This window comes from Glutamicibacter sp. MOO4, from assembly GCF_056934395.1.
The window spans coordinates 277012-298165 of record NZ_CM167800.1 but is presented as its reverse complement, the minus strand read 5'-3'; the positions used below and the strand labels follow the sequence as shown (position 1 = coordinate 298165).

Below are 21154 nucleotides of genomic sequence, written 5' to 3'. Positions count from 1 at the left end.
TCTCGCTCGCTTCGCTATCACGTATGAGGTTGTTGTCGAGGAAATAAAGTCCGTGACCGGATTACTCGGTGCCCGAGGAATTCAGAGAGGACTTGAATGCGGCGTCTGCCGAAGGGGTACCTGGGCGCTTTTCAAGCGTCCACCCCTCAGAGTTACGCTGCGGGGCCACAGACAGTGCCAAGGCACCGGCGGGGACGTTTTTGCGGACGATGGCGCCAGCTCCGGTGTATGCGCCGTCCCCAATTTCCACTGGGGCAACAAATACGGTGTTAGAGCTGGTGCGCACGTGCGAACCAATCTTGGTCCGGTGCTTCTTTTCGCCATCGTAGTTCGCGGTGATATTGCCACACCCGATATTGGTGAATTCACCGATTTCAGCATCGCCGGCGTAGCCGAGATGCGAGAGCTTGGAGCCACGACCGATCGTGACGTTCTTGGTTTCGTAGAAAGCGCCAATCTTGCCATCGACACCCAAATCGGTACCTGGGCGAAGGTAAGCGAAGGGACCAACCGAGGCGCCTGCAGCGATGCGCGAGTCGGTGGCGTCGGTGCGCTTGACGGTGGCACGCTGGCCAACCACCACGTTGGTCAATGTGGTGTCTGGGCCGACGATGGCGTTATCGCCAATAATCGTTTCGCCGTGCAGCTGAGTGCCTGGCTTCAGAGTGGTGTCCTGACCGATGATCACGTCTGCATCAATCCACGTGGTGGCTGGATCAACGATGGTTACACCCTGACGCATCCAGAATTCGGTTTTGCGCTGGTTGTAAATACGAGCCAAGTTGGAGACCTGGACGCGGTCGTTAGCGCCCTCAATCTGCCAACGGTCAGCGATCTGCGAGGAAGCAACACGGCCGCCACGACCGCGAGCGATAGCCAAAACGTCGGTCAGGTACATCTCGCCCTGCGCGTTGTCGGTAGTGACCTCGGTCAGTGCCGAACGCAGCATCTGTGCATCAAATGCGTAGATTCCGGAGTTGATTTCCTTGATCAGCAGTTCATCTGCCGAAGCATCCTTCTGCTCGCGGATTCCAGCAACTTCGCCGTTCTCGTCGCGCAGAATACGACCATATCCGTTGGGGTCTTCCAACGAGGTGGTCAGCACGGTCACCGAGTTGCGGTTGGTCTCGTGGGTAGCCACAAGATCCTGCAGTACTTCGCTGGTGAGCAATGGCACATCACCGTAAGTCACCACGACGGTGCCTTCAAGGGATGGGTCCACGGCTTCAAGGCCCTGTGCAACTGCGCGTCCGGTGCCCGGAATTTCATCCTGATCAGCGATGGTGATCGAAGGGAACTGGCTGAGGATGTGCTCAGCTACCAGGTCTCGCTGGTGGCGAACCACGGCCACAAGATTTTTTGGTTCCAATGCAGAAGCTGCGTGAAGTGCGTGCCCAATCATGGATCGACCTGCGATTTCGTGCATGATCTTCGGCTTGGCGGACTTCATCCGGGTACCAGCGCCGGCGGCGAGGACGATGACAGCTACTGGTGCATTGACCTGATCGCTCAAGTGCGTTCTCCTGCATATTAGATTCAAGGTTTCGGGCAGAGAAGAATAACCCTTAGACAAGTCTAACGTGCATAGCCAGATTGGCTGAACTGGTTAAAGAATAAAAGCGCCACATGCGTGACGCTTTTTCTTTGGTTCCGCCCCTAGGATTCGAACCTAGAATACACAGCTCCAAAGGCTGGAGTGTTGCCATTACACCAGGGCGGAAAACGGCTTATGTGGGTCATCCCCCACAAGCACGCTAATTATTCTGCCATGTTCGGCCCCGTGAGTGAAATCGCAAAACGCCATGGCTAAATACGAGTACACGAAGTGGCACCTGGCACCGCGCTCAGACTTCGATTTGCACCCGGAACGTAAAATAGAAATCGTGGCTCATTTACTCGGGGGCGAAGCCCTACATCTCGAATATCCCACCCATACTGTCTTCGAATCGATCACCATCGGTTTTTCCGATGGAGACCGTATCGGCTTGGTGGGACGCAACGGCGAAGGCAAGTCCTCGCTGCTCGGTATGCTTTCGGGCAAAATCGAACCCAATTCCGGACGTGTCACCTCACGCAACGGCCTGCGGGTTGGCGTGTTGGATCAGTCTGACACCCTAGATCCTGAGGCTACCGTGCACTTCAGTGTGGTCGGCGAGATGGATGATCACCAGTGGGCTGGCGAAGCTCGTATTCGTGACGTCATTGCCGGTCTCGTAGCCGACTTGGACTGGGAGGCAAAGGTCGGCACGCTCTCCGGCGGCCAGCGCCGCCGTGTTGCCCTAGCTGCTCTATTGGTTCAAGACTGGGACGTTGTCATCCTCGATGAGCCTACTAACCACCTTGATGTTGAAGGCATCTCCTGGTTGGCTGAGCACGTTAACAACCGCTGGTCCAAAAACTCCGGCGGCCTGATGGTTGTCACCCACGACCGTTGGTTCCTTGACGAAGTGTGCACCACCACGTGGGAAGTACACAACCAGATCGTGGAACCTTTTGAAGGTGGCTACGCCGCCTACGTACTGCAGCGCGTAGAACGCGACCGCATCGCCGCGGTCACCGAAAACAAGCGCCAGAACATGATGAAAAAGGAACTCGCTTGGCTACGTCGTGGCGCCCCAGCCCGTACGTCCAAGCCAAAGTTCCGTATCGAAGCCGCCAACCAGCTGATTGCTGATGTGCCACCGGCGCGTAACCCGCTGGAACTGCAAAAGATGGCCACCAGCCGTCTGGGCAAAGACGTCATTGATCTGTTGGATACCGAGGTTTCCTTCGGTTCCAAACAAGTCCTCAAACCCTTTACCTGGCGAATCGGTCCGGGCGAGCGCAGCGGCTTGCTTGGCGCCAACGGAGCGGGCAAGTCTACGTTGCTGGGTCTGATCGCTGGCACCGTCGAACCTACCGGTGGCAAGATCAAGCGGGGGCAAACCGTGAAGCTGGCTGTACTGGATCAGCAGTTCCGCGAGCTGGATCAGATCGGACAGGACAAGGTCCGCGAAATCCTGGCCCGCTACCGCACGACCTTTAATGTGGACGGCAAGGACCTGACTCCGGCACAGCTGCTGGAGCGCCTTGGTTTCTCTTCGGCACACCTATCCACCAAGGTCGCTGAGCTTTCTGGTGGGCAACGTCGTCGCCTGCAGTTGCTGATGATCCTGATGGATGAGCCCAACGTAATGATCCTCGATGAGCCGACTAACGATGTTGATACCGACATGTTGGCGGCTCTAGAAGATCTCTTGGATTCTTGGCCAGGCACCCTGATCGTGGTCTCCCACGACCGTTACTTACTTGAACGAGTCACTGACCAGCAGTACGCCATTTTGGGTGGAAAATTCCGTCATGTGCCAGGTGGCGTAGATGAGTACCTAAAGCTTCGCGCCGCTGAAGGCTCTACTGGTGGTTCCAACCCATCGCAGTCTCAGAGTGACTCCTCGGCTGCCAAGCCAGCAGGTCCCTCCGGCGCCGAATTACGTGCGGCTCAAAAGGAACTGAACGCGAACGAGCGCAAGGTTTCACAGCTGAACGAAAAAATCGCCAAGGTGCATACCAAAATGGCTGGTCATGACCAAAGCGACTATGCAGGTCTGGGCAAATTCACCGCGGAAATCGATGAATACCAAGCTCAAATTGATGAGCTGGAAGAGCGCTGGCTGGAACTGACTGAACTGTTTGAGTAGTCCCCGCTAGCTGCGAGCGACAACCATTCGTCGGCCCGGAATCTTTTTGAGATTCCGGGCCAACGCCGTATTCAGCCACTGCTGCCAGCGCTGCACAGCGAATATGACAGACTCTAAATATGGAAATTGTTAGCCTGACCGGGCGCCTTATCTGCCGCAATCCTTCTGAAACGGATACCGTACGTGCTTTATTGCCGAGCCATATCCAACTGACTCGGGCCGAGCAAGGTTGTATTTCATTTGAAGTGCAACCCACCGAAGACCCGCTGGTGTGGGAGGTCGCTGAGCGATTCGTCAGTCCCTCAGCTTTCCACGCGCACCAGCAGCGCATGGCTTCCAGTGCATGGGGTCAAGGGACTACAGGGATCCAGCGCGACTATCGTATTGAGGGTCTGTAACCCGACATCACATGTGCGGCCCTGCGGTTAGGGTTTGCCGGTGATCTTGTCGGCAAGCAGGGCTAGTGGCGAAGACGTTTCCCTTCCACGCAGCTCGCTTCGATCCGCTGCGCCGTAGGCAGCATAAAGTCCCTTGGTGGCCAGCCAGCGTAGGGGTTCAGGTTCCCATTTGCGTACAGCATGGTTGACCCACGGCAGTTCTGTCAGTGCCGTTTGTTCCCCAAGGATCAAATCTCGCAACGTGCGACCAGAAAGATTGGTTGTGGCTACTCCCGTGCCCACGTATCCGCCGGCCCAACCTATGCCGGTCATGGGGTCCAACCCCACCGTGGCAGCCCAGTCCCGAGGAACACCTAAAACGCCAGACCAGGCATGATCAATTTTTGCGTGATGAGTTTGTGGGAACATCCTGTGCAGAACATCCTGCAATCCATCGATGGTGCTTTGCGGGGTTTGCCCATCGGTGTCGGTGCGCGAACCATATTTGTAGGGCACTCCACGCCCACCGATAGCGATTCGATTATCGGCGGTGCGCTGGGCATACATGTAGACATGGGCAAAGTCGCCTAACACTTCTCCCTGGCTCCAATTCAACTCATCCCAAACAGAAGACGGCAGTGACTCGGTCACAATCATCGACGAGTTCATGGGCAACCACAGCCGCTTGTGACCGGTAAGTTGCGCGGTGAATCCTTCGGTGGCACGCACAATGTATTCCGCGCTAACCGTCCCGCCTTCGATATCAACCTGACGGGGACGAATAGAGCGCACCGGAGTATCTTCGTAAATTTTCACGCCGAGACGTTCCACCGCTTGGGCCAGACCTCGGACAAGCTTTGCTGGTTGAATTCTTGCAGCATGTGGGTGCCATAGGGCTGCTCGTGTTCCGGCAACACTGATCTTGCATTGTGCTTCGGCGGCCTCTAGCAATCGAACATCTGTGTGCTCCCAGCCCTGATCAGCTTCTGCTTGAGCGCGTAGCCGATGTTCTTGGGCAGGGGTGTAAGCGACTTCAAATTCTCCACCGCGCAAGATATCAGCATCGATATTTTCCGTTTCGCAGACCTTGATGACCTCTTCAACGGAGTCATTCATGGCTAATTGGAAATCATTGATGGCCTGAACCGGATGTGTTTTCAGGTAGCGTTCACGGCCAGCGGTGATGGTATTTGTCAGCCAACCGCCGTTACGTCCTGAAGCGCCGTAGCCAAAATGTCTAGCTTCAAAGATCGCGATATTCAGTTCAGGAGCCGACTTGGCTAGGTAATAGGCCGTCCACAATCCGGTAAAACCACCGCCAACAATGGCGACGTCAAAAGTGCCGTGCCCGCGCAGGTTGGGGCGAGGCTCCTGAGCACCAATTTGTTGCCACCAATGCGAAACCTGTCCATTGAGCATGGTCCACTCCCCCGAACTCCGTAAATGAACCACTTTCATTCATCGCTTGGAAATCAGCCTATGACCAGTTTTATTGCACGACAAGAGGCATGGGTGGAAGTTAACTTTGCGGTTACACGAAGCTACAAGGATCTACAAAGTAAGGTCAGCTACTCACTGAGCGTGACATATGCTCCGGCAGCTGGGGCGGTAACCGGGATCGTGGCTACTCCTACCTCATCGCCCAACTGCGCGATGACTTCCTGAGCATGCTCGTGATCGCGCACCAGTAGAGCAAGGGTTGGCCCTGAGCCGGAAACCATCGCGCGTAGCGCACCGGCGCCTTCGGCCAGATCACGCATGGTGCCCAATTCTGGTGCTAGGGCTAGGGACGCTTGGGTCAGGTCGTTGGCCAGAACTTCGGCAAGAGCCGGTGCGTCAGAGGCCATCAACGCTTCAATGACTGCAGGATCAATTTCCTGAGGTACGTCAATTTCCATACCTGCGCGCAAACGATCTAACATGCCGTAGACCCGAGGCGTGGACAGACCGTAGCTGGCGGGGATGAGTACCCACTGAGTTTTGGCGCGGGTAAGCAATGGAGCCAACTTGTCTCCAATGCCCAAACCGATGGCTGCGCCACCCATCAAGGCAAAAGGTACGTCAGCGCCAAGCCGTGCACCTAATCGTCCTAGTTCCTCGCGGTCTAGGTGTGTCTGCCATAATTCGTTGCAGGCCACCAGGGTGGCGGCAGCGTCCGCTGATCCCCCACCCATTCCGCCTGCGATGGGTACCCGCTTGGTGATGTGGAGGTTTGCACCCAGAGTGGTTCCGGTGTGCTCACGCAGTAGCGAAGCAGCTTGGTACACGAGGTTGCCTTCACCCAAGGGGAAGTTTTCTGGGTCGTGGACTACCGGCGAATCTGGTTCCAAGCTCAGCAGAAGCTCACCATCGGTGCGTACGCTGGCTTCAATTTGCTCGGTCAGTGACACTGCTACGTACAGGCTTGCCACTTCGTGATAGCCGTCTTCGCGAGGCGGACCAACACGGAAATAGCAGTTGATCTTTCCCGGCGCAGTGGCGATGACTCGTTGCTTGGCCACGATTAACCCTCGCTGGCTGGTTCGTCGGCAGGAACCTGCTGTGCGGCTCGAGCGATATCGATGTACTTCTCGACATCCAGCTTTTCGCCGCGTTCCTTTGGATCGATACCGGCCAACACCAAAATCTTTTCGGCACGAATACCGGAGCCTGCCCAACCGGACAGAGCTGCGCGTAGTGTCTTGCGGCGCTGGGCAAAAGCGGCGTCGATGATGGCAAAAACTTCCTTGCGATCCGGCGCATCACTGCGGTCCTTGTCCCGGGTGAACGAGACTAGACCAGAGTGGATCTTCGGAGCTGGCCAGAAGACGTTCATGCCAATAACGCCAGCCTTGCGCATGGTGCCATACCAGGCACCCTTGACCGATGGGATGCCGTAAATCTTGTTGCCCGGAGTTGCGCTCATGCGGTCAGCAACTTCGTCCTGAACCATCACCAGTCCATGACGGATGCTTGGGAAGTGCTCCAGTAAGTGCAGGACTACCGGTACCGCAACGTTGTAGGGCAGGTTGGCCACCAATGCAGTGGGGTTATGCGGCAGTTCGGTGACCTTCATGGCATCACTGAGGATCACCGTCAGGTCATCTTCACGCCCTGGACGGAACTCAGCCATGGTCTGTGGCAGGCGCTTGGCTAGTGGAGGGTCAATTTCCACCGCGACAACTTTGGCTGCAGCATCCATGATGCCAAGGGTCAGCGAACCGAGCCCCGGGCCGACTTCCAGCACGGTCTCGGCTGGGTCAACGTTGGCGGCGGCAACGATGCGACGGATGGTGTTTCCATCAATCACAAAGTTCTGCCCCAAGGTCTTGGTAGGGCGGATTCCTAGCTCTTCGGCCAGACGACGGATTTCGGTGGCCCCAAGCAGCGGCAAAGATTCCTTAGACATCACAAGTCCAATTCTAGTTCAGTCAGATAGATCCAAACATAACAACGCGACGCGTCCACCGTGATGGTGAACGCGTCGCGTCGTTAGGCTTGTTAATTTTTAGCGCAGGCCCAGCTTGGACGAGCATGCTGGCCAGTGCCCCCAGCCGCCCGATGCACGAAGCTTTTCAGCTGCTGCGATCTGTTCTTGAGGCGAAGCCTGGTGTGGAAGTGGTGCGTACTTGGTACCGCCGACTGCCCTCCATGAAGAAGCAGAGAACTGCAGGCCACCGTAGTAACCGTTTCCGGAGTTGATCGCCCAGTTACCACCGGACTCACACTTGGCCAGAGCCTTCCAGGTGGAGGAAATGTTGCTGGTGTTGGTGGAAGGCTTCGGAGCGGATTCTTCCTTTTCTTCGCTGCTATTGGAAGATTTCTCTTCCTTAGCTTCGCTCTTCTTAGCTGAAGATTCTTCTTCCTCAGCCTTCGCTTCGGCTTCCTTGTCGGCCTTTTCCTTGGCTTCCTGAGCTTCCTTGGCAGAGTCCTTAGTGCCGACGCTGACTACCTCAACCACAGGTTCCTTGGAGACCTTGGACTTGAGAACTTCTTCCTCACCCTTTTTGCCGTTTCGGGTTTCCTGACGAAGGGTCAGCTCGCGCTCGCCCTTTTCGCCGGTGGTCTCTACTTCGGTTTCACCCTTTTCCAAGGAGTCGTCTTTAACTTCCTTGGTATCAAAGTCGATGTCGCGGGTTTCGTCCCAAGTCTTTACGGAGACGTCGATAACCTCAACTTCAGCGCCAGCTTCGATAGCTACGCTGTCCTTGACGTTTTTGTCCTTCTTATCGTCAACCTTGACGTTGATTTCGTCGTTGTCGTCAACCTTGATTTTCTGCTCGGCGAGCAGTTCTTTGATGGTTGACGCGGTGCTTGCGACAGTCTTCTTTTTGTCGTTAACAATCAGCTTTACGTCTTTAGGAGTGATCACTTCAAGTTCGTCGCTCACTGCGGTGAGCTGCATGTCTTCATCGAGGGAAACTTCTGAGCCCTTATCAAGGTTCAGTTGGTTAACGACGTCTGCCACGGTCATGCCAGTGGTGTGAACGACTCGCTCGGTTCCGTCGATAGTTACTTCAACGGACTTGTTGCGCTTGATATCGATCTGCTGGTTGTCCGACAGTCCGGATTCTGGCGCGGCAGAAATTTCGTCGCGTTCCGCCAAGGTGATTTCTTGCTGATTCAGCAGTTCGCTGACAGTTGCTGCACGAGTGGAGACTTCTTCTTGCTCTCCGTCAACGGAGATGACTACGGATTTTTGACTGGCAACGTAGAACACGGCACCGGCGATAACCACAGCCACGGCGAGCGCCTGAGCCAGGTATTTAACCCAGGTTTTCTTGAGCAAGTGAGTCACGGTAGTGAGATCCCCATCGTTTAATGGCTCAGGAGCTGAAGGTAATTCAGCTTTCAGTTGAGCCCAGCAGCACCCGCTGCTTAGTTAGTAATCAAATTCTTGGCCATTTTCTCGCTTGATAAACAAGCGAGTTTCAGGCTGCCTCGACTCAACGCCGCCACTTTAGTTGACAGGAATTATCTCGAACATCACATCTACCGTAACCGAATCGTTACATTCATTGCAACAGTTCTGTAACCAGACGCACGCAAGCGGGTCTAGAATCCTCCGTACACTTCACCGGTATTTGCATTAATCTGTGCACAGAGTTCTTCAAGATCCATACCCAATGACTGCGCCATGAACCGGGTGGTGTACGGAATCATGTAGCTTGCGTTGGGGCGTCCGCGGAATGGATGCGGTGTCAAAAATGGTGCGTCAGTTTCAACCAGCAGCAACTTTGGGTCAGCAATCTGCAGCGCTTCTCGAAGACCAAACGAATTCTTAAAAGTCACCGTTCCAGAGAATGACATGTACCAGCCATTGTCGTTACAGATCTGCGCCAAGTCTTTGTCTCCGGAGAAGCAGTGAAAGACCACTTTCTCAGGGAGTTTGGAACTCTTGAGAATTCGCACCACATCTTCGTGCGCGTCACGGTCATGAATCTGCACAGCTTTGCCCAGCTCGACTGCAATCCGAAGGTGTTCACGGAAGGATTGCTCTTGAGCGCCTCGTCCCTCCTCACCGGTACGGAAGTAGTCCAGGCCGGTCTCCCCCAGCGCACGTACCCGTGGGTCTGCAGCCAGCTCTTTAATTCTCGCCAGTGCACTTGTCAGCTCGTCGCGTTCGGCAAGTCGTGCAGCATCATTGGGATGGATGGCGACTGCTGCCAGAACATTCGGGTATTCGTTGGCAAGTTGCACGGCAAATTCCGATGACTCTACGTCGCAACCGACTTGGATCAGTCCTTGAACGCCTACAGATTCGGCTGCGGCCAGTGCATCAGCGGGTGAGACTTTGACGGTGCCGTCTAAGAAATCCAAATGCGTATGGTTATCTACCACGGCTATCGGCAAGGCTTCGGGCGTTTCGGGATACTGCAGGTTCCGTTTACTGCCACCCTTTTCACTTTCGCTCTTACGAGCCCGGCCCTCGTGACCAGCCGGCAGCTCTCCCAACGTGGGTCGGTAGGCCTCAGGGATTCGGGTGATGTCGGTATCCAACTTCTTTGACACGATTTTCCTTTGCACTTTGTTACTACAGACCACTATCAATTTTAGTCTGTCATCAACTCGCAAATGAGCCACATTTATTTTTTGTCATTGAGCCAGTTAGCCTATTTATACGGATAAAACATGCCCATATGATAGTCACTAAGAGTTTGCTGAATACCTCAGGATGCGAAGTGTCTCGCAACTGAACCACTGCGCAGGAGGAACTTGAATGAGTGCCAACCCCACGATGCCGTCGTTGGATTCAACATTCCGTACAAACTGCGAACGGATATCTGGTGCTGTGCAAACGGTGATCACCGGTAAACCAGAGGTCATCACTAACGCGCTCATCGTTTTGTTGGCACAGGGCCATCTATTACTCGAAGATGTCCCGGGCGTCGGCAAAACCATGCTGGCGAAGTCCTTGGCAAAGAGCGTCAACGGCACGGTTCATCGCATCCAGTTCACCCCTGATCTTCTGCCAAGCGACGTTACTGGCGTTTCGGTGTATTCACCACAAACACACGAGTTCACTTTTCATCCTGGGCCGGTATTCGCCAACATTGTCATTGCTGACGAGATCAATCGTGCCAATGCTAAAACACAATCGGCGCTTCTTGAATGTATGGAAGAAGCTCAGGTGACGGTGGACTCTATCACTCATACTCTTGAGCATCCTTTCATGGTTGTTGCCACACAGAATCCATTGGATTCAGAAGGTACTTTCGCTCTTCCTGAAGCACAGCGTGACCGTTTCATGGCACGAATTTCACTTGGGTACCCAGAACGAGAAGCCGAGATCTCAATGATCGCTGGCCACCATCAGCATGAACCGATTGAGTCATTGGAGTCAGTACTTCAGCTCGTCGATTTGCAGCAAATGATCGAACAGGTCAATTCGGTCACCGTGACCGAACGGCTGGGGACCTACGTGGTGGATCTTGGTCGCGCGACGCGTAACCATCCGCAAATAGAGCTAGGCGCCTCACCGCGTGCCCTTCTTCAGTGGGTCCGTGCGGCCAAAGCGCATGCGGCCATCAACGCCCGGGACCATGTCTTGCCAGAAGACATTCGCAGTGTGGCACACATGGTCTTGAACCACCGATTGATTTTGACCAGACGAGCTGTCGCTGAAGGTGCAGAAGTGTCAAACATTATTCAAGACCTGCTGTCCAATACCCCGGTTAGCTAGCTGGCACCCCATGGGCAAGATCCCCCGCTATGACTCAAGCGATACTCTTTCGTGGGTACGCTCGGAAAGTTCTGTGCCCTTAGCGCTACGTCGATTCCGATTAGATCTATTTACGATTCGTGGCTGGTGCACCATTGGTGCAGGAGCCCTCATGATTTTTTTGGCTTACCTATTCGGTCGCCACGAGTTGATGGCTCTCGGGATCTGTTTACTGGTCTTGGCGATCATCAGTTGGGCGTTGGCATCAAGCCTTCGAGCACGTACTCAAATACACCGAGAACTTGTTTCCGTGGAACCCAGCGTCGGGGACGTATCTAGATTCCGTCTAAGCGCCAGTGAATCATCGATGATTCAGGAGCAGCTACCTGAGCCTTTCGCCCGTGGACCAGTTCTTGATGCACCCGGCTACTGTGAGTACGAATTGGTGTTCGGAACCCGTGGCGTCCACCAGGTTGGTCCGGCACAGCAAATCATTACCGACTCCTTGGGCCTCATCCGTGGGATGGTCAACGCAGGAGATACCCTCAACGTCCCTGTCCGTTCCAAGCTCTTGGATCTCCAGCGCTTCGCGAACCTCGGCGAACAAACGCTCTCGGGCGATGCACGACATTCGCATAGCACCACAGCTGATTACTATGACGTGGCCATCCGTGACTATCAACAGGGTGACTCCATCCGACAGGTTCATTGGAAGGCTAGCGCGCGTCAAGGCAAGCTAATGGTTCGTCAAGAGAATCACGTAGCCACCGCTCATGCTCTGCTGATTTTGGATACTGACCATGAACACTGGTGTCAAAATGGTTCAGATCTTCGTCTAGCGATCCCCAACGGTTCCCAAGAAGACTTACCAAGTAGCCGTCGCTTTGAGACGGCGCTGTCCTTGGCAAGCAGTATCGGACTTCGTTTTGCCAGCAGCGGCTACAACTTATCGTTCCGTGACCTATCGGGAACACCGATTATCGCCGGACAGCACCAGGTAGCTTCGGATCATTCAGCGCATCGAAGCTTTGACACTTTCCATGCCGCCACAGCAGGACTTGCTTTAGACACGAGCACTCAAGCAACTGACCCAACTGAATTATTGGGTTCAGGTCTGCAAAAGGACATGCTAGATTCTCGCGAAGAACCAGTGATCATGATCTTGGGAGAACTCACCGTTGCCCAAGCCAGCTGGCTAGCAACATTGGCTCGCACGGTACGACGTGTGGAGCTATTTATTCTCGTTACCCACCCAGAACGATATGCGGCGGTTCAGCAAGAGCTCTCAACAACCGGTTGGAAAATTCATCTCCTGCCCGGCACCTCTGGCGTCGAACAGATTTGGGGAAACTAGTGGGTGTCGAAGTGCAAGATTCACCAGTGACCAACCCTTCTGAGGCTCAGCCGTCCGTTGAGTCTTCTCGCGCGCCAGCAATAGATCATTTACTAGCCCGAGGCCTGGCCGCGCTTTGTTTAGCACTAGCGGTTCTGGCCGGAACAGCATCACTGACCGGAGTGGTCGAGGGCACCTCATGGCTGCCCTACCTGATCTTCCCCGTTGTTGTACTTCATCTGGTTTACGGGTTGATCCGCGGGATCCGGGTGATCCGCTGGTTAGCTTTGCCAGCTGCAGCCCTTGTAGCTTTGGCTGCGGTCATGGGCCACGACGCCATGGACTCAAATGCCTACGGTCTGTCACCAATGCAGTGGTTTTTCTCTTCGATCTCTGAAGCAGGATTGCAACTGGCAACTCAAGTTCCGCCGGTGGCTAGCTCAGCGTATATCGACCTCTCGATACTGGTTCTTGCCCTCGTAGTGAGTCTGCTGACGCAAATACTTGCCACATTCCGACGCACCGCTTTGCTGGCCGTTATTCCGCTGTCTTTTGCACCTATCGTTGCGTCCCTGTTTAAGCAGGAAGGTGCCGGAATAGGTTTTCTCGCCCTTCTGGTCGTTGGTGTACTGGGCTATGTAGCTTTGTTGCCGTACACGTTCACTTCCGTTTCTCAGGGCGCAGCTCAACATAAATTCCCGCCAGCCAAGACATTGGGCGTCTTTGGAATTACTGCACTGGCCTGTATAGGTTCGCTGTTCGCCGCGAGTTTATGGATGCCCGGTTTTCGTGCAGGCATGTTCCCCGAGGGTAAACGCCCCTCGGGAGAATTGCTGGCCAATAACGTAGACCCACTCATCCATTTGGGGCGAGATCTACGATCAAACGGTAAAAAACCGTTCTTGACGTACTACACCAGTGCAGACCAAGCTCCATATCTGCGAACCCAAGTCATCACAGATTTGACCCAGCAACGCTGGGAACCGAGCGAGAACCTTTTCTATTCTGATTACTACGGTGACACCGCGGTCACCAGTGATTACTCCTCGTTTGGTAGTTCTGAACAAGTACTGCGAATGACCTGGCCCAATAACAACACCAACCCGTTGCTCCCGCTGCCGGCTCAAAGTTATTTTGTCCAAGGCATCCAAGGCGATTGGCGTTGGACTCATGAAACCTCTGTGGCCAGACTCAGTGGCGACGCGTTAAGCGCAACCAAAGATATCTCCGTAGCTTATGAACAACTTCAATTCACGCCTGAACTAGTTGAAGAACTTGCCGGGTGGGGTGCGATGAGCGGGCCCAGCGTGTCCAGCGAATATTCCCGGCTTCCGACAAATGAAGAAAACTCGCTGCAGCCCCTATTGCGAGAGACTCTCGACGAAGCCTATGCGGATGGGGCGAGCCCGGACACCGAATTGGCTAAGGCCGCAGCCATCCAAGATTTCTTCCGTTCTGGAAAGTTCGCTTACTCAGAGCGCACCCCATTGCGTGAAGGTTACGACGGAGCCAACGCACAAGTGGTCGAGGCGTTCCTAGACCGCAGGCAGGGATACTGCGTTCACTTTGCTTCGGCAATGGCGCTGTTGGCGCGTGAAGCAGGAATCCCTTCGCGCATTGCCGTGGGCTACGCCCCAGGCGTTGCTACTGGTGAATCCATTAATGCTGAAGAAATTGGAAGTCCGCAGAGGTTTGAAAGAACCGCCAAGCCTGGCACCAAACTTGAAGGCTATACCGTCAGCGGACAACAGGCGCACGCATGGCCTGAGCTATTTATCACCGGCCTAGGCTGGGTTCCCTTTGAGCCAACACCAGGTCGAGGCTACACCCCAAGTTATGCGCCAGAAGCAACCCGGAGCGCGGCCCCTTCGGAAAGCACCGCACCTGAAGTACCTACAACCCGCAGCACTCCGACTCGTACACCATCAGCAACTCCCTCGGCTCAGGCTGCAACGCCACAAACCAGTGAACAGGGCGCAACGAACCTATGGTTGCTTCCTGTGGCGCTGGTGTTGATTGGCGCTGTGTTGTGCATCGGCCCTTGGCGTCGTAATCGCATCCGGCAGGAACGTCTGAAACAAATCCGTGCTGGCACACCAGAGGCTGCCCAAGCCTTGTGGGCGGAACTGCTCAGTGTCGGAGCCGACGCGAAGCTCCCGGCTGGTACTCACGAGTCCGTTGGAGACTACACGGTTAGATTATCTGTTGACTACCCGGCTTTGGCCCCAGAACTCCAACAGATTCAGCAAGTTGTTGAGCAGAGTTTCTACGCCGATCGCCACCCTGGTGAAACCGATGAAGCACCTGCGCTCAATGCCCTGCACAGAATTCAAGAGCAACTGCGTGCTCAGCTGTCGGTCTGGCAACGACTAACTACATTCCTTGTCCCGCCGTCGTTACGGTCAGGACTCCGCGACAAACAACGTTCCAGATAGGGACGCCCACACTAGTTTCTTAAAGAAATGAGGCCCAGCCAAATGGCTGGGCCTCATTTCATGATTGGCATCTATGGATGCACAGATTACTTCTTTGCAGCGTATGGATCGGCGATGCCGATGTACTGCACGGTGGTGTACTCGGCCAAGCCTTCAGCGCCGCCTTCGCGACCCAGACCCGACTGCTTCACGCCACCGAATGGTGCTGCAGCGTTGGAGATAACACCAGCGTTGAAGCCAACCAGACCGAATTCGATCTGCTCCGAAACGCGGAACATGCGGTTGAAGTCCTGCGAGTAGATGTAGGAAGCCAGACCGTACTCGGTGGAGTTAGCCAGCTTGATGGCTTCTTCTTCCGAGGTGAAGGTGGTGACAGGTGCAACTGGGCCGAAGATTTCCTGGGTAAGGATCTTGGCGTCGTTGGCAACGTTAGCCAGCACGGTTGGCTGGTAGAAGTAGCCTGGGCCTTCAACTGGTGCGCCACCGGTCACGGCGGTTGCGCCAGCGCTGATGGCAGCCTCGACCAGTGCATGCACTTCGTCGCGGGCCTTCTCTTCAACCAGTGGGCCAACGGTGGTGCCCTCTTCGGTGCCACGTCCTGGCTTCAGAGCCTTCATCGCTTCAGCGAACTTCGCGGTGAACTCTTCGGCAACGTCAGCGTGAACCAAGAAGCGGTTAGCTGCGGTGCAGGCCTCGCCCATGTTGCGCATCTTGGCAGCCATGGCGCCCTCAACTGCAGCATCCAGGTCAGCATCCTCAAAGACGATAAATGGTGCGTTGCCGCCCAATTCCATCGAAGTACGCAGAACCTTGTCTGCGGCATCCTTCATCAGCTGCTTGCCCACTGGGGTGGAACCGGTGAAGGAAACCTTGCGCAGGCGGTCATCCTGCATCAGTGGAGCGGAGATCTTCGAAGCCGAGGAGCCCGAAACAACGTTGAGCACACCTGCTGGAAGGCCAGCTTCCATCATGGTGGCTGCGAACAGCTGGGAAGTCAGTGGGGTCAGCTTTGCTGGCTTGAGCACCATGGTGCAACCTGCAGCAATCGCTGGGCCGACCTTACGGGTGGCCATCGCCAATGGGAAGTTCCATGGGGTGATCAACAGGCATGGGCCAACTGGCTTGTGCTGAACAAGGACCTTGTTCTTGCCCTCTGGGGTGGTGATGTAACGGCCGTAGTGGCGCACGGTCTCTTCGGAGAACCAGCGCAGGAACTCAGCACCGTAGGTCACTTCGCCGTAGGCTTCGGCCAGTGGCTTACCCATTTCAAGGCTCATCAACAGGGCAAAGTCATCTTTGCGTGCGGTGACCAAGTCAAAGGCACGGCGCAGAATTTCGGCACGATCACGTGGTGCGGTCAAGGCCCATTCAGCCTGAACCGCGTCGGCTGCATCCAGTGCTGCCATGGCGTCTTCGCTGGTGGCACTGGCTAGGGTCAGTAGCTTTTCACCGGTGGCCGGATCAAGCACATCAAAAGTGCCGCCGTCCGAGGCATCGCGCCATTCGCCGTTAATCAAAAGACCGGTTGGAACCTTGGCAAGCAGTTCTGCTTCGCGCTGGGCAGTGATCGACATACGCGCATCTCCTGAATCTCTAAATGAAACTAATCGTCGTTGATGCCTACGCTATTCTCGGCATGAGCAAACTGTAAATCGCCCTGTGCACTATAAAAGCGTAGATTCATTGTGCAATCAGCCTATGCGAATTTTGCTATTTCTTCGCTTCGTGACGTTGTGCCAAGACAGCCTCATACAGGTCACGTTTTTTGGCACCGAACTTTTCCGCCACCTCAGCCACGGCTTGCTTCATTCGGGTGCCCTGCTCCACGAGATCTGAGACTTTGGGCAGCAGTTCCTCAATGGTTGCTGGCTCAGCTTCTTCGGCACCGTGGATCACCACCACGATTTCTCCACGCACTCCAGGCTCGGCCCAAGTCTTCAAGGCACCCAGTGAGTCACGGCGAACCTCTTCAAACTTTTTGGTCAGTTCGCGAGCCACCGCAGCTTGGCGGTCTTCGCCAAAAGCTTCAATGGCAGCGTCAAGAAAATCACCGAGGCGGTGTGGTGCTTCAAAGAAGACCATGGTGCGTTCTTCATGGAGCAACGTGTCCAGACGTTTGCGTCGCTCCCCCGCCTTACGAGGCAAGAAGCCCTCAAAGGTGAAGCGTCCCGTGGGAAGTCCGGAAAGGGCAAGTGCGGTCAGTACGGCTGATGGGCCAGGTACTGCGGTGACCCGGACCCCCGCGCTGAGGGCAGCAGCCACCAGTGGGTAACCGGGGTCAGAAACTGCAGGCATGCCAGCATCCGAGACGACCAGGATGGTGGCACCCTGCGCAGCCAGTTCAATGACTTCGGAGAGCTTGTGAGCTTCGTTGTGCTCATGGAGGCTCATGACCTTGGCGGTGATCTTGATACCGAGGGCGTGAGCGAGGTGGTGGAAGTTTCTAGTATCTTCCGCGGCGATAATATCCGCGCTGGTCATCATCTCCCGCAATCGCGGGGATGCATCGGATAAATTGCCAATCGGGGTGGCGCCCAGGACGATTACGCCCTCATTCTCTGAGATCTGCACATTCTTAAGCCTACGCGAAGTAGGAAAAGCCCACTTTCTGTACTTTCCGCCGGTAGCATGAGTTGGTGATGGGCACCTCGACTTTATACTCCGCGGACGCTGGCCATGTCCGCTCAGCACGGCAGGCCTACACTTTTCAGAGCCTGAAAGCTCGGCTCTTGCCAACCGCTGTGGCCTCCGGTCCGCTGATGTGGATTATCCCGTTAGCCGTCACGCTGTTGGCCGGATTGCTCCGCTTTGTAAATCTTGCCCACCCTCACATGCTGATCTTTGACGAAACCTACTACGTCAAAGACGCTTTTTCGCTACTCCAAAGTGGCTATGAGCGCGAATGGGCAGACGAAAGCGATCCTCAGTTCATTGCTGGAAATCCGCAGCTGTCCGCAGACTCCTCCTTCGTGGTTCACCCACCCTTGGGTAAGTGGTTAATCGCTCTGGGCATGTTGGTCTTTGGCGACTTCAACGGATTCGGTTGGCGATTCTCCACCGCCTTATTCGGCACCTTGGCGGTCCTTCTAGTGACCTTGTGTGCACGGTTGCTCTTCGGCTCCCACACACTGGCCGGTATCGCCGGTCTACTGATGGCCATTGATGGTCACTCAATTGTGATGTCCCGTACCGCTTTGTTGGACATCTTCCTGATGTTCTTCGTTTTGGCGGCCTTTTACGCACTGCTCAAAGATCGGGTGCATGGGCGCACACAACTGGCCCGCAAATTAGCCGTCCCAGAAGGCAACCGCCCCGATGACTTTTTACTAAAACAAGGTCCCATGCTCTGGTGGCGTCCTTGGCGTCTGATAGCAGCCGTCATGCTCGGTGGCGCCGTCGGGATCAAATGGTCCGCCTTGTCCTTCGTCGCGGTTTTCTGCTTGCTCGCCGTCCTGTGGGATTTTGCTGCTCGCCGTACCGCTGGCATTCATCAGTGGCAGCGTTCGACCTTCACTCGTGACGGAATTTACTCCTTCTTCACCATGGTGCCCTTGGCATTTATGACCTACCTGTCCACGTGGGCCGGATGGCTGGTCACAACCGGTGGACGCTATCGGCACTGGGCCGAGGAAAATCCTGGCCAAGGAGTCAGCTGGTTGCCAGCGCCGCTCCGGTCCTTGTGGCACTACCATCAGGCAGGCTACGAGTTCCATACCGGGCTGAGTTCAGAACATGGCTGGCAGTCCTCACCATGGACTTGGCCTTTTGCCGGGCGCCCTGTGCTGTTCTACTTTGAAGGCTACGACAAGGGCGCCAACGGTTGTGATCTCAAGCGTTGCACCGAGGTCATCACCGATCTTCCCAACCCGCTATTGTGGTGGGCTTGCTCCATCAGCATGTTCTTGCTGATCCTGTGGTGGATTGGCGCGAGAGATTGGCGCGCAGGGGCAATCTTGTCCTCAGCTGTAGCTGGTTTCCTGCCTTGGCTGATGTACCCGGAACGCACCATGTTCTTCTTCTACACCTTGCCGCTGGTCCCGTTCATGATGCTTTCGTTGACGTATATGATTGGCAAGTTCGTTTCACGGGAGTCGAATTCTGCCCTCGAGTACCGCTCACGCATCGTCGTGGTCACCTTAGTGCTAGTGATATTCCTAGTCACTTCAGCATTCTTCTGGTCAATCTGGACTGGGGAAATGATAGCGGATGAACTGTGGCGCCTCCATGTGTGGATCCCTAGCTGGGGCTAGGCACCGGTGGTCGCTGGGCCTTAAAGCCATAAGATAGGCCACTTTGATGATTTTCGATTCAAGAAGGATTTAGCTTCCATGCAAGAAGTTTCCGTCGAGCTACTAACCGAGCTACCGCCCGAGTTTAATACGACGAATCTACTCCTTGACCGCGTCGCCCGCGGCTCGGATCTGCCCCTGTTCAGCGTGCAGCGCGAGAGTCAGTGGCACGATATCAGTGCAGCAAAATTCCTCGTTGACGTGAAACGCCTTGCCACCACGCTGGTCAATGATGGCTTGCAGCCCGGCGACAAGGTCGCGATCATTTCTCGCACTCGGTACGAATGGGCTCTTGCTGAAGAAGCCATCTGGTTTGCTGGCGGAGTTTCGGTGCCCATCTATGAATCCTCCAGTCCCTTCCAAATTGAATGGATCTTGCGTGATTCAGGTGCTCGGGTTGTCTTTGCCGAGGATCATGAGCTGCGTGCCAACGTCCGTCGCGCGGTGGCACAATTGGGTGAAGAAGTACGCACCCACATTTTTGAAGGATCCGATCAGGCGGACAAGTCGCTGATCCCCTCGGCTGGTCTACACCAGCTGCTGGTTGCCCCTGAACGGGTGAACGAGGAGCTCATTGAATCCCGCCGTTCTTCAATGAAGCTCGAAGATGTCGCCACGATGGTCTACACCTCCGGCACCACGGGACGGCCCAAGGGTTGCAATATGTCCCACTCGAACTTTGCCATGGTGGCTCACAACCTCGCAGGCAATATGCCCGACGTCCTAGGCAAGGACCGTCGTACCTTGATGTTCTTGCCGCTGGCGCACGTCTTGGCCCGTGCGGTGCAGCAGACCTGCATCCATGGCGGGTCGATCGTCGCACACTCAAGTTCGATGGGCACCCTGATTCAAGATATGGCCGCTGTGAAGCCAGGGTTCTTACTGGCAGTACCGCGCGTCTTTGAAAAGATCCGCACCACAGCGCTTGCTACCGCCGAAAGCAGTGGCAAGGGCGAGGTCTTCCTCAAGGCTGAAGCAGTTGCCATCGAGGTATCCAAAATCCGTGACGCGCGTGCACGCGGAAACAAGGCTCGCTTCCCTCTAGGACTTCGGGCCCGCCATGCACTGTTCAACAAGGTGCTTTATCCAAAGCTGCGCAATGTCTTTGGCGGCGAATGCGACTACGCCATCTCTGGCGCCAGCGCTCTGAACCAAGATCTTGCGCACTTCTTCCGCGGGGCAGGAATCAAGCTGGTGGAGGGTTACGGCCTGACCGAAACTACCGCGCCGGCAACGGTGAATGAAGGATCTCGAACCCGTGTGGGAACGGTGGGCCGGCCCATCCCTGGCACCAGCGTGAAAATCGCGGAGGACGGGGAAATCCTCATTAGGGGCATCGGCGTCTTCTCCAGCTATCACAACAATCCAAAGGCAACCGCCGAAGCTTTTGATGCTGACGGATTCTTTAAGACTGGCGATACCGGTGTACTCGATGAAGCAGGCTTCTTGAAGGTGACCGGGCGCAAGAAGGAACTAATCGTCACCGCTGGTGGCAAAAACGTCTCCCCCGGGCCTTTGGAAGAAATGGTTCGCGCCGGACGAATTGTTGCTCAGTGTGTGCTTGTTGGTGACCAGCTTCCGTTCATCGCGGCTCTGGTGACCTTGGACCATGAAGAACTGGTCTTGTGGGGCAAAGCTAAGGGACTGGGCGAGCTGTCCCTGGCTGAGGCAGCCACTCATCCTGAGGTCATTGCGGAGGTGCAGACCTACGTTGATACGGCAAACCTGACGGTCTCCAAGGCCGAATCAATCCGTAAGTTTGTGGTCCTTGACGACGAACTTACTGAAGCCTCAGGACATCTGACCAACTCACTAAAGCTCAAGCGTCAAGCCGTCATTGAGCAGTTTGATCAGACGATCCAGGGCCTTTACACAAAATAAAATCCTGACATAAACGAGCTG

General features: G+C 55.3%; 15 protein-coding genes and 1 tRNA gene. 7 read left to right on the top strand and 9 right to left on the bottom strand.

Annotated features, from left to right (window positions below):
• Positions 1-61: 61 nt before the first annotated feature.
• A complete protein-coding gene (glmU, locus tag AC1Z3F_RS01340) occupies positions 62-1513 on the bottom strand; it encodes a bifunctional UDP-N-acetylglucosamine diphosphorylase/glucosamine-1-phosphate N-acetyltransferase GlmU (RefSeq protein ID WP_483566386.1) in 1452 nt (483 codons plus the stop codon).
• 132 nt (positions 1514-1645) lie between these two features.
• Positions 1646-1720: transfer RNA gene (locus AC1Z3F_RS01335), tRNA-Gln, on the bottom strand.
• Between the two features lie 163 nt (positions 1721-1883).
• Between AC1Z3F_RS01335 and AC1Z3F_RS01330 the strand changes: the two genes are divergently transcribed.
• Together AC1Z3F_RS01330 and AC1Z3F_RS01325 are read left to right on the top strand one after the other, a co-directional pair.
• Positions 1884-3677 carry an ABC-F family ATP-binding cassette domain-containing protein gene (locus AC1Z3F_RS01330; RefSeq protein WP_483566927.1) on the top strand — a complete coding sequence of 598 codons (1794 nt, stop codon included), beginning with the start codon at positions 1884-1886 and terminating at the stop codon, positions 3675-3677.
• 119 nt (positions 3678-3796) lie between these two features.
• A complete protein-coding gene (locus AC1Z3F_RS01325; RefSeq protein ID WP_131090150.1) occupies positions 3797-4075 on the top strand; it encodes a putative quinol monooxygenase in 279 nt (92 codons plus the stop codon).
• A gap of 27 nt (positions 4076-4102) precedes the next feature.
• Here the strand turns inward: AC1Z3F_RS01325 and AC1Z3F_RS01320 are convergent, their stop codons facing one another.
• The 5 genes from AC1Z3F_RS01320 to AC1Z3F_RS01300 form a co-directional block, all read right to left on the bottom strand.
• Positions 4103-5473 (bottom strand): NAD(P)/FAD-dependent oxidoreductase, encoded by a 1371-nt coding sequence (locus AC1Z3F_RS01320; protein WP_483566385.1) that lies wholly within the window; start codon positions 5471-5473, stop codon positions 4103-4105.
• A 149-nt stretch (positions 5474-5622) separates the two neighbouring features.
• Positions 5623-6555 (bottom strand): 4-(cytidine 5'-diphospho)-2-C-methyl-D-erythritol kinase, encoded by a 933-nt coding sequence (locus tag AC1Z3F_RS01315; RefSeq protein ID WP_131090152.1) that lies wholly within the window; start codon positions 6553-6555, stop codon positions 5623-5625.
• Positions 6556-6557: 2 nt separating this feature from the next.
• Positions 6558-7442, bottom strand: a complete 885-nt coding sequence (rsmA, locus tag AC1Z3F_RS01310) for a 16S rRNA (adenine(1518)-N(6)/adenine(1519)-N(6))-dimethyltransferase RsmA (protein ID WP_262198200.1) — start codon at positions 7440-7442, stop codon at positions 6558-6560.
• 99 nt (positions 7443-7541) lie between these two features.
• Entirely contained in the window at positions 7542-8831 is a 1290-nt protein-coding gene (locus AC1Z3F_RS01305) for a resuscitation-promoting factor (RefSeq protein WP_315973716.1), read from the bottom strand.
• A 257-nt stretch (positions 8832-9088) separates the two neighbouring features.
• On the bottom strand, positions 9089-10045 hold the full coding sequence (locus tag AC1Z3F_RS01300) for a TatD family hydrolase (RefSeq protein WP_483566384.1): 957 nt from the start codon (positions 10043-10045) through the stop codon (positions 9089-9091).
• Positions 10046-10253: 208 nt separating this feature from the next.
• Between AC1Z3F_RS01300 and AC1Z3F_RS01295 the strand changes: the two genes are divergently transcribed.
• From AC1Z3F_RS01295 to AC1Z3F_RS01285, 3 genes are all read left to right on the top strand, one after another.
• Positions 10254-11216 (top strand): AAA family ATPase, encoded by a 963-nt coding sequence (locus AC1Z3F_RS01295; RefSeq protein ID WP_262198201.1) that lies wholly within the window; start codon positions 10254-10256, stop codon positions 11214-11216.
• A gap of 151 nt (positions 11217-11367) precedes the next feature.
• Entirely contained in the window at positions 11368-12549 is a 1182-nt protein-coding gene (locus AC1Z3F_RS01290; protein WP_483566383.1) for a DUF58 domain-containing protein, read from the top strand.
• Positions 12549-14963, top strand: a complete 2415-nt coding sequence (locus AC1Z3F_RS01285) for a transglutaminase TgpA family protein (protein WP_483566382.1) — start codon at positions 12549-12551, stop codon at positions 14961-14963. Before AC1Z3F_RS01290 ends, AC1Z3F_RS01285 begins: the two co-directional genes overlap by 1 nt.
• 86 nt (positions 14964-15049) lie before the next feature.
• Here AC1Z3F_RS01285 and AC1Z3F_RS01280 read toward each other — a convergent pair whose 3' ends face one another.
• Both AC1Z3F_RS01280 and rsmI read right to left on the bottom strand, forming a co-directional pair.
• Positions 15050-16537, bottom strand: a complete 1488-nt coding sequence (locus AC1Z3F_RS01280; RefSeq protein ID WP_483566381.1) for an NAD-dependent succinate-semialdehyde dehydrogenase — start codon at positions 16535-16537, stop codon at positions 15050-15052.
• Between the two features lie 136 nt (positions 16538-16673).
• The gene (rsmI, locus tag AC1Z3F_RS01275; RefSeq protein ID WP_483566380.1) at positions 16674-17534 is read right to left on the bottom strand and encodes a 16S rRNA (cytidine(1402)-2'-O)-methyltransferase; all 861 of its coding nucleotides are present in this window, start codon (positions 17532-17534) and stop codon (positions 16674-16676) included.
• A 158-nt stretch (positions 17535-17692) separates the two neighbouring features.
• Between rsmI and AC1Z3F_RS01270 the strand changes: the two genes are divergently transcribed.
• Positions 17693-19213, top strand: a complete 1521-nt coding sequence (locus tag AC1Z3F_RS01270; protein WP_262198205.1) for a dolichyl-phosphate-mannose--protein mannosyltransferase — start codon at positions 17693-17695, stop codon at positions 19211-19213.
• Between the two features lie 78 nt (positions 19214-19291).
• Positions 19292-21133 (top strand): AMP-dependent synthetase/ligase, encoded by a 1842-nt coding sequence (locus AC1Z3F_RS01265; protein WP_131090162.1) that lies wholly within the window; start codon positions 19292-19294, stop codon positions 21131-21133.
• The last annotated feature ends 21 nt before the right edge of the window (positions 21134-21154 follow it).

Excerpts from the sequence above, each read along its gene's own strand:
- AC1Z3F_RS01325 (WP_131090150.1), top strand. The coding sequence starts at position 3,797 with ATGGAAATTGTTAGCCTGACCGGGCGCCTTATCTGCCGCAATCCTTCT.
- AC1Z3F_RS01320 (WP_483566385.1), bottom strand. The coding sequence starts at position 5,473 with ATGCTCAATGGACAGGTTTCGCATTGGTGGCAACAAATTGGTGCTCAG.
- rsmA (WP_262198200.1), bottom strand. The coding sequence starts at position 7,442 with ATGTCTAAGGAATCTTTGCCGCTGCTTGGGGCCACCGAAATCCGTCGT.
- AC1Z3F_RS01295 (WP_262198201.1), top strand. The coding sequence starts at position 10,254 with ATGAGTGCCAACCCCACGATGCCGTCGTTGGATTCAACATTCCGTACA.
- AC1Z3F_RS01290 (WP_483566383.1), top strand. The coding sequence starts at position 11,368 with ATGATTTTTTTGGCTTACCTATTCGGTCGCCACGAGTTGATGGCTCTC.
- AC1Z3F_RS01280 (WP_483566381.1), bottom strand. The coding sequence starts at position 16,537 with ATGTCGATCACTGCCCAGCGCGAAGCAGAACTGCTTGCCAAGGTTCCA.
- AC1Z3F_RS01265 (WP_131090162.1), top strand. The coding sequence starts at position 19,292 with ATGCAAGAAGTTTCCGTCGAGCTACTAACCGAGCTACCGCCCGAGTTT.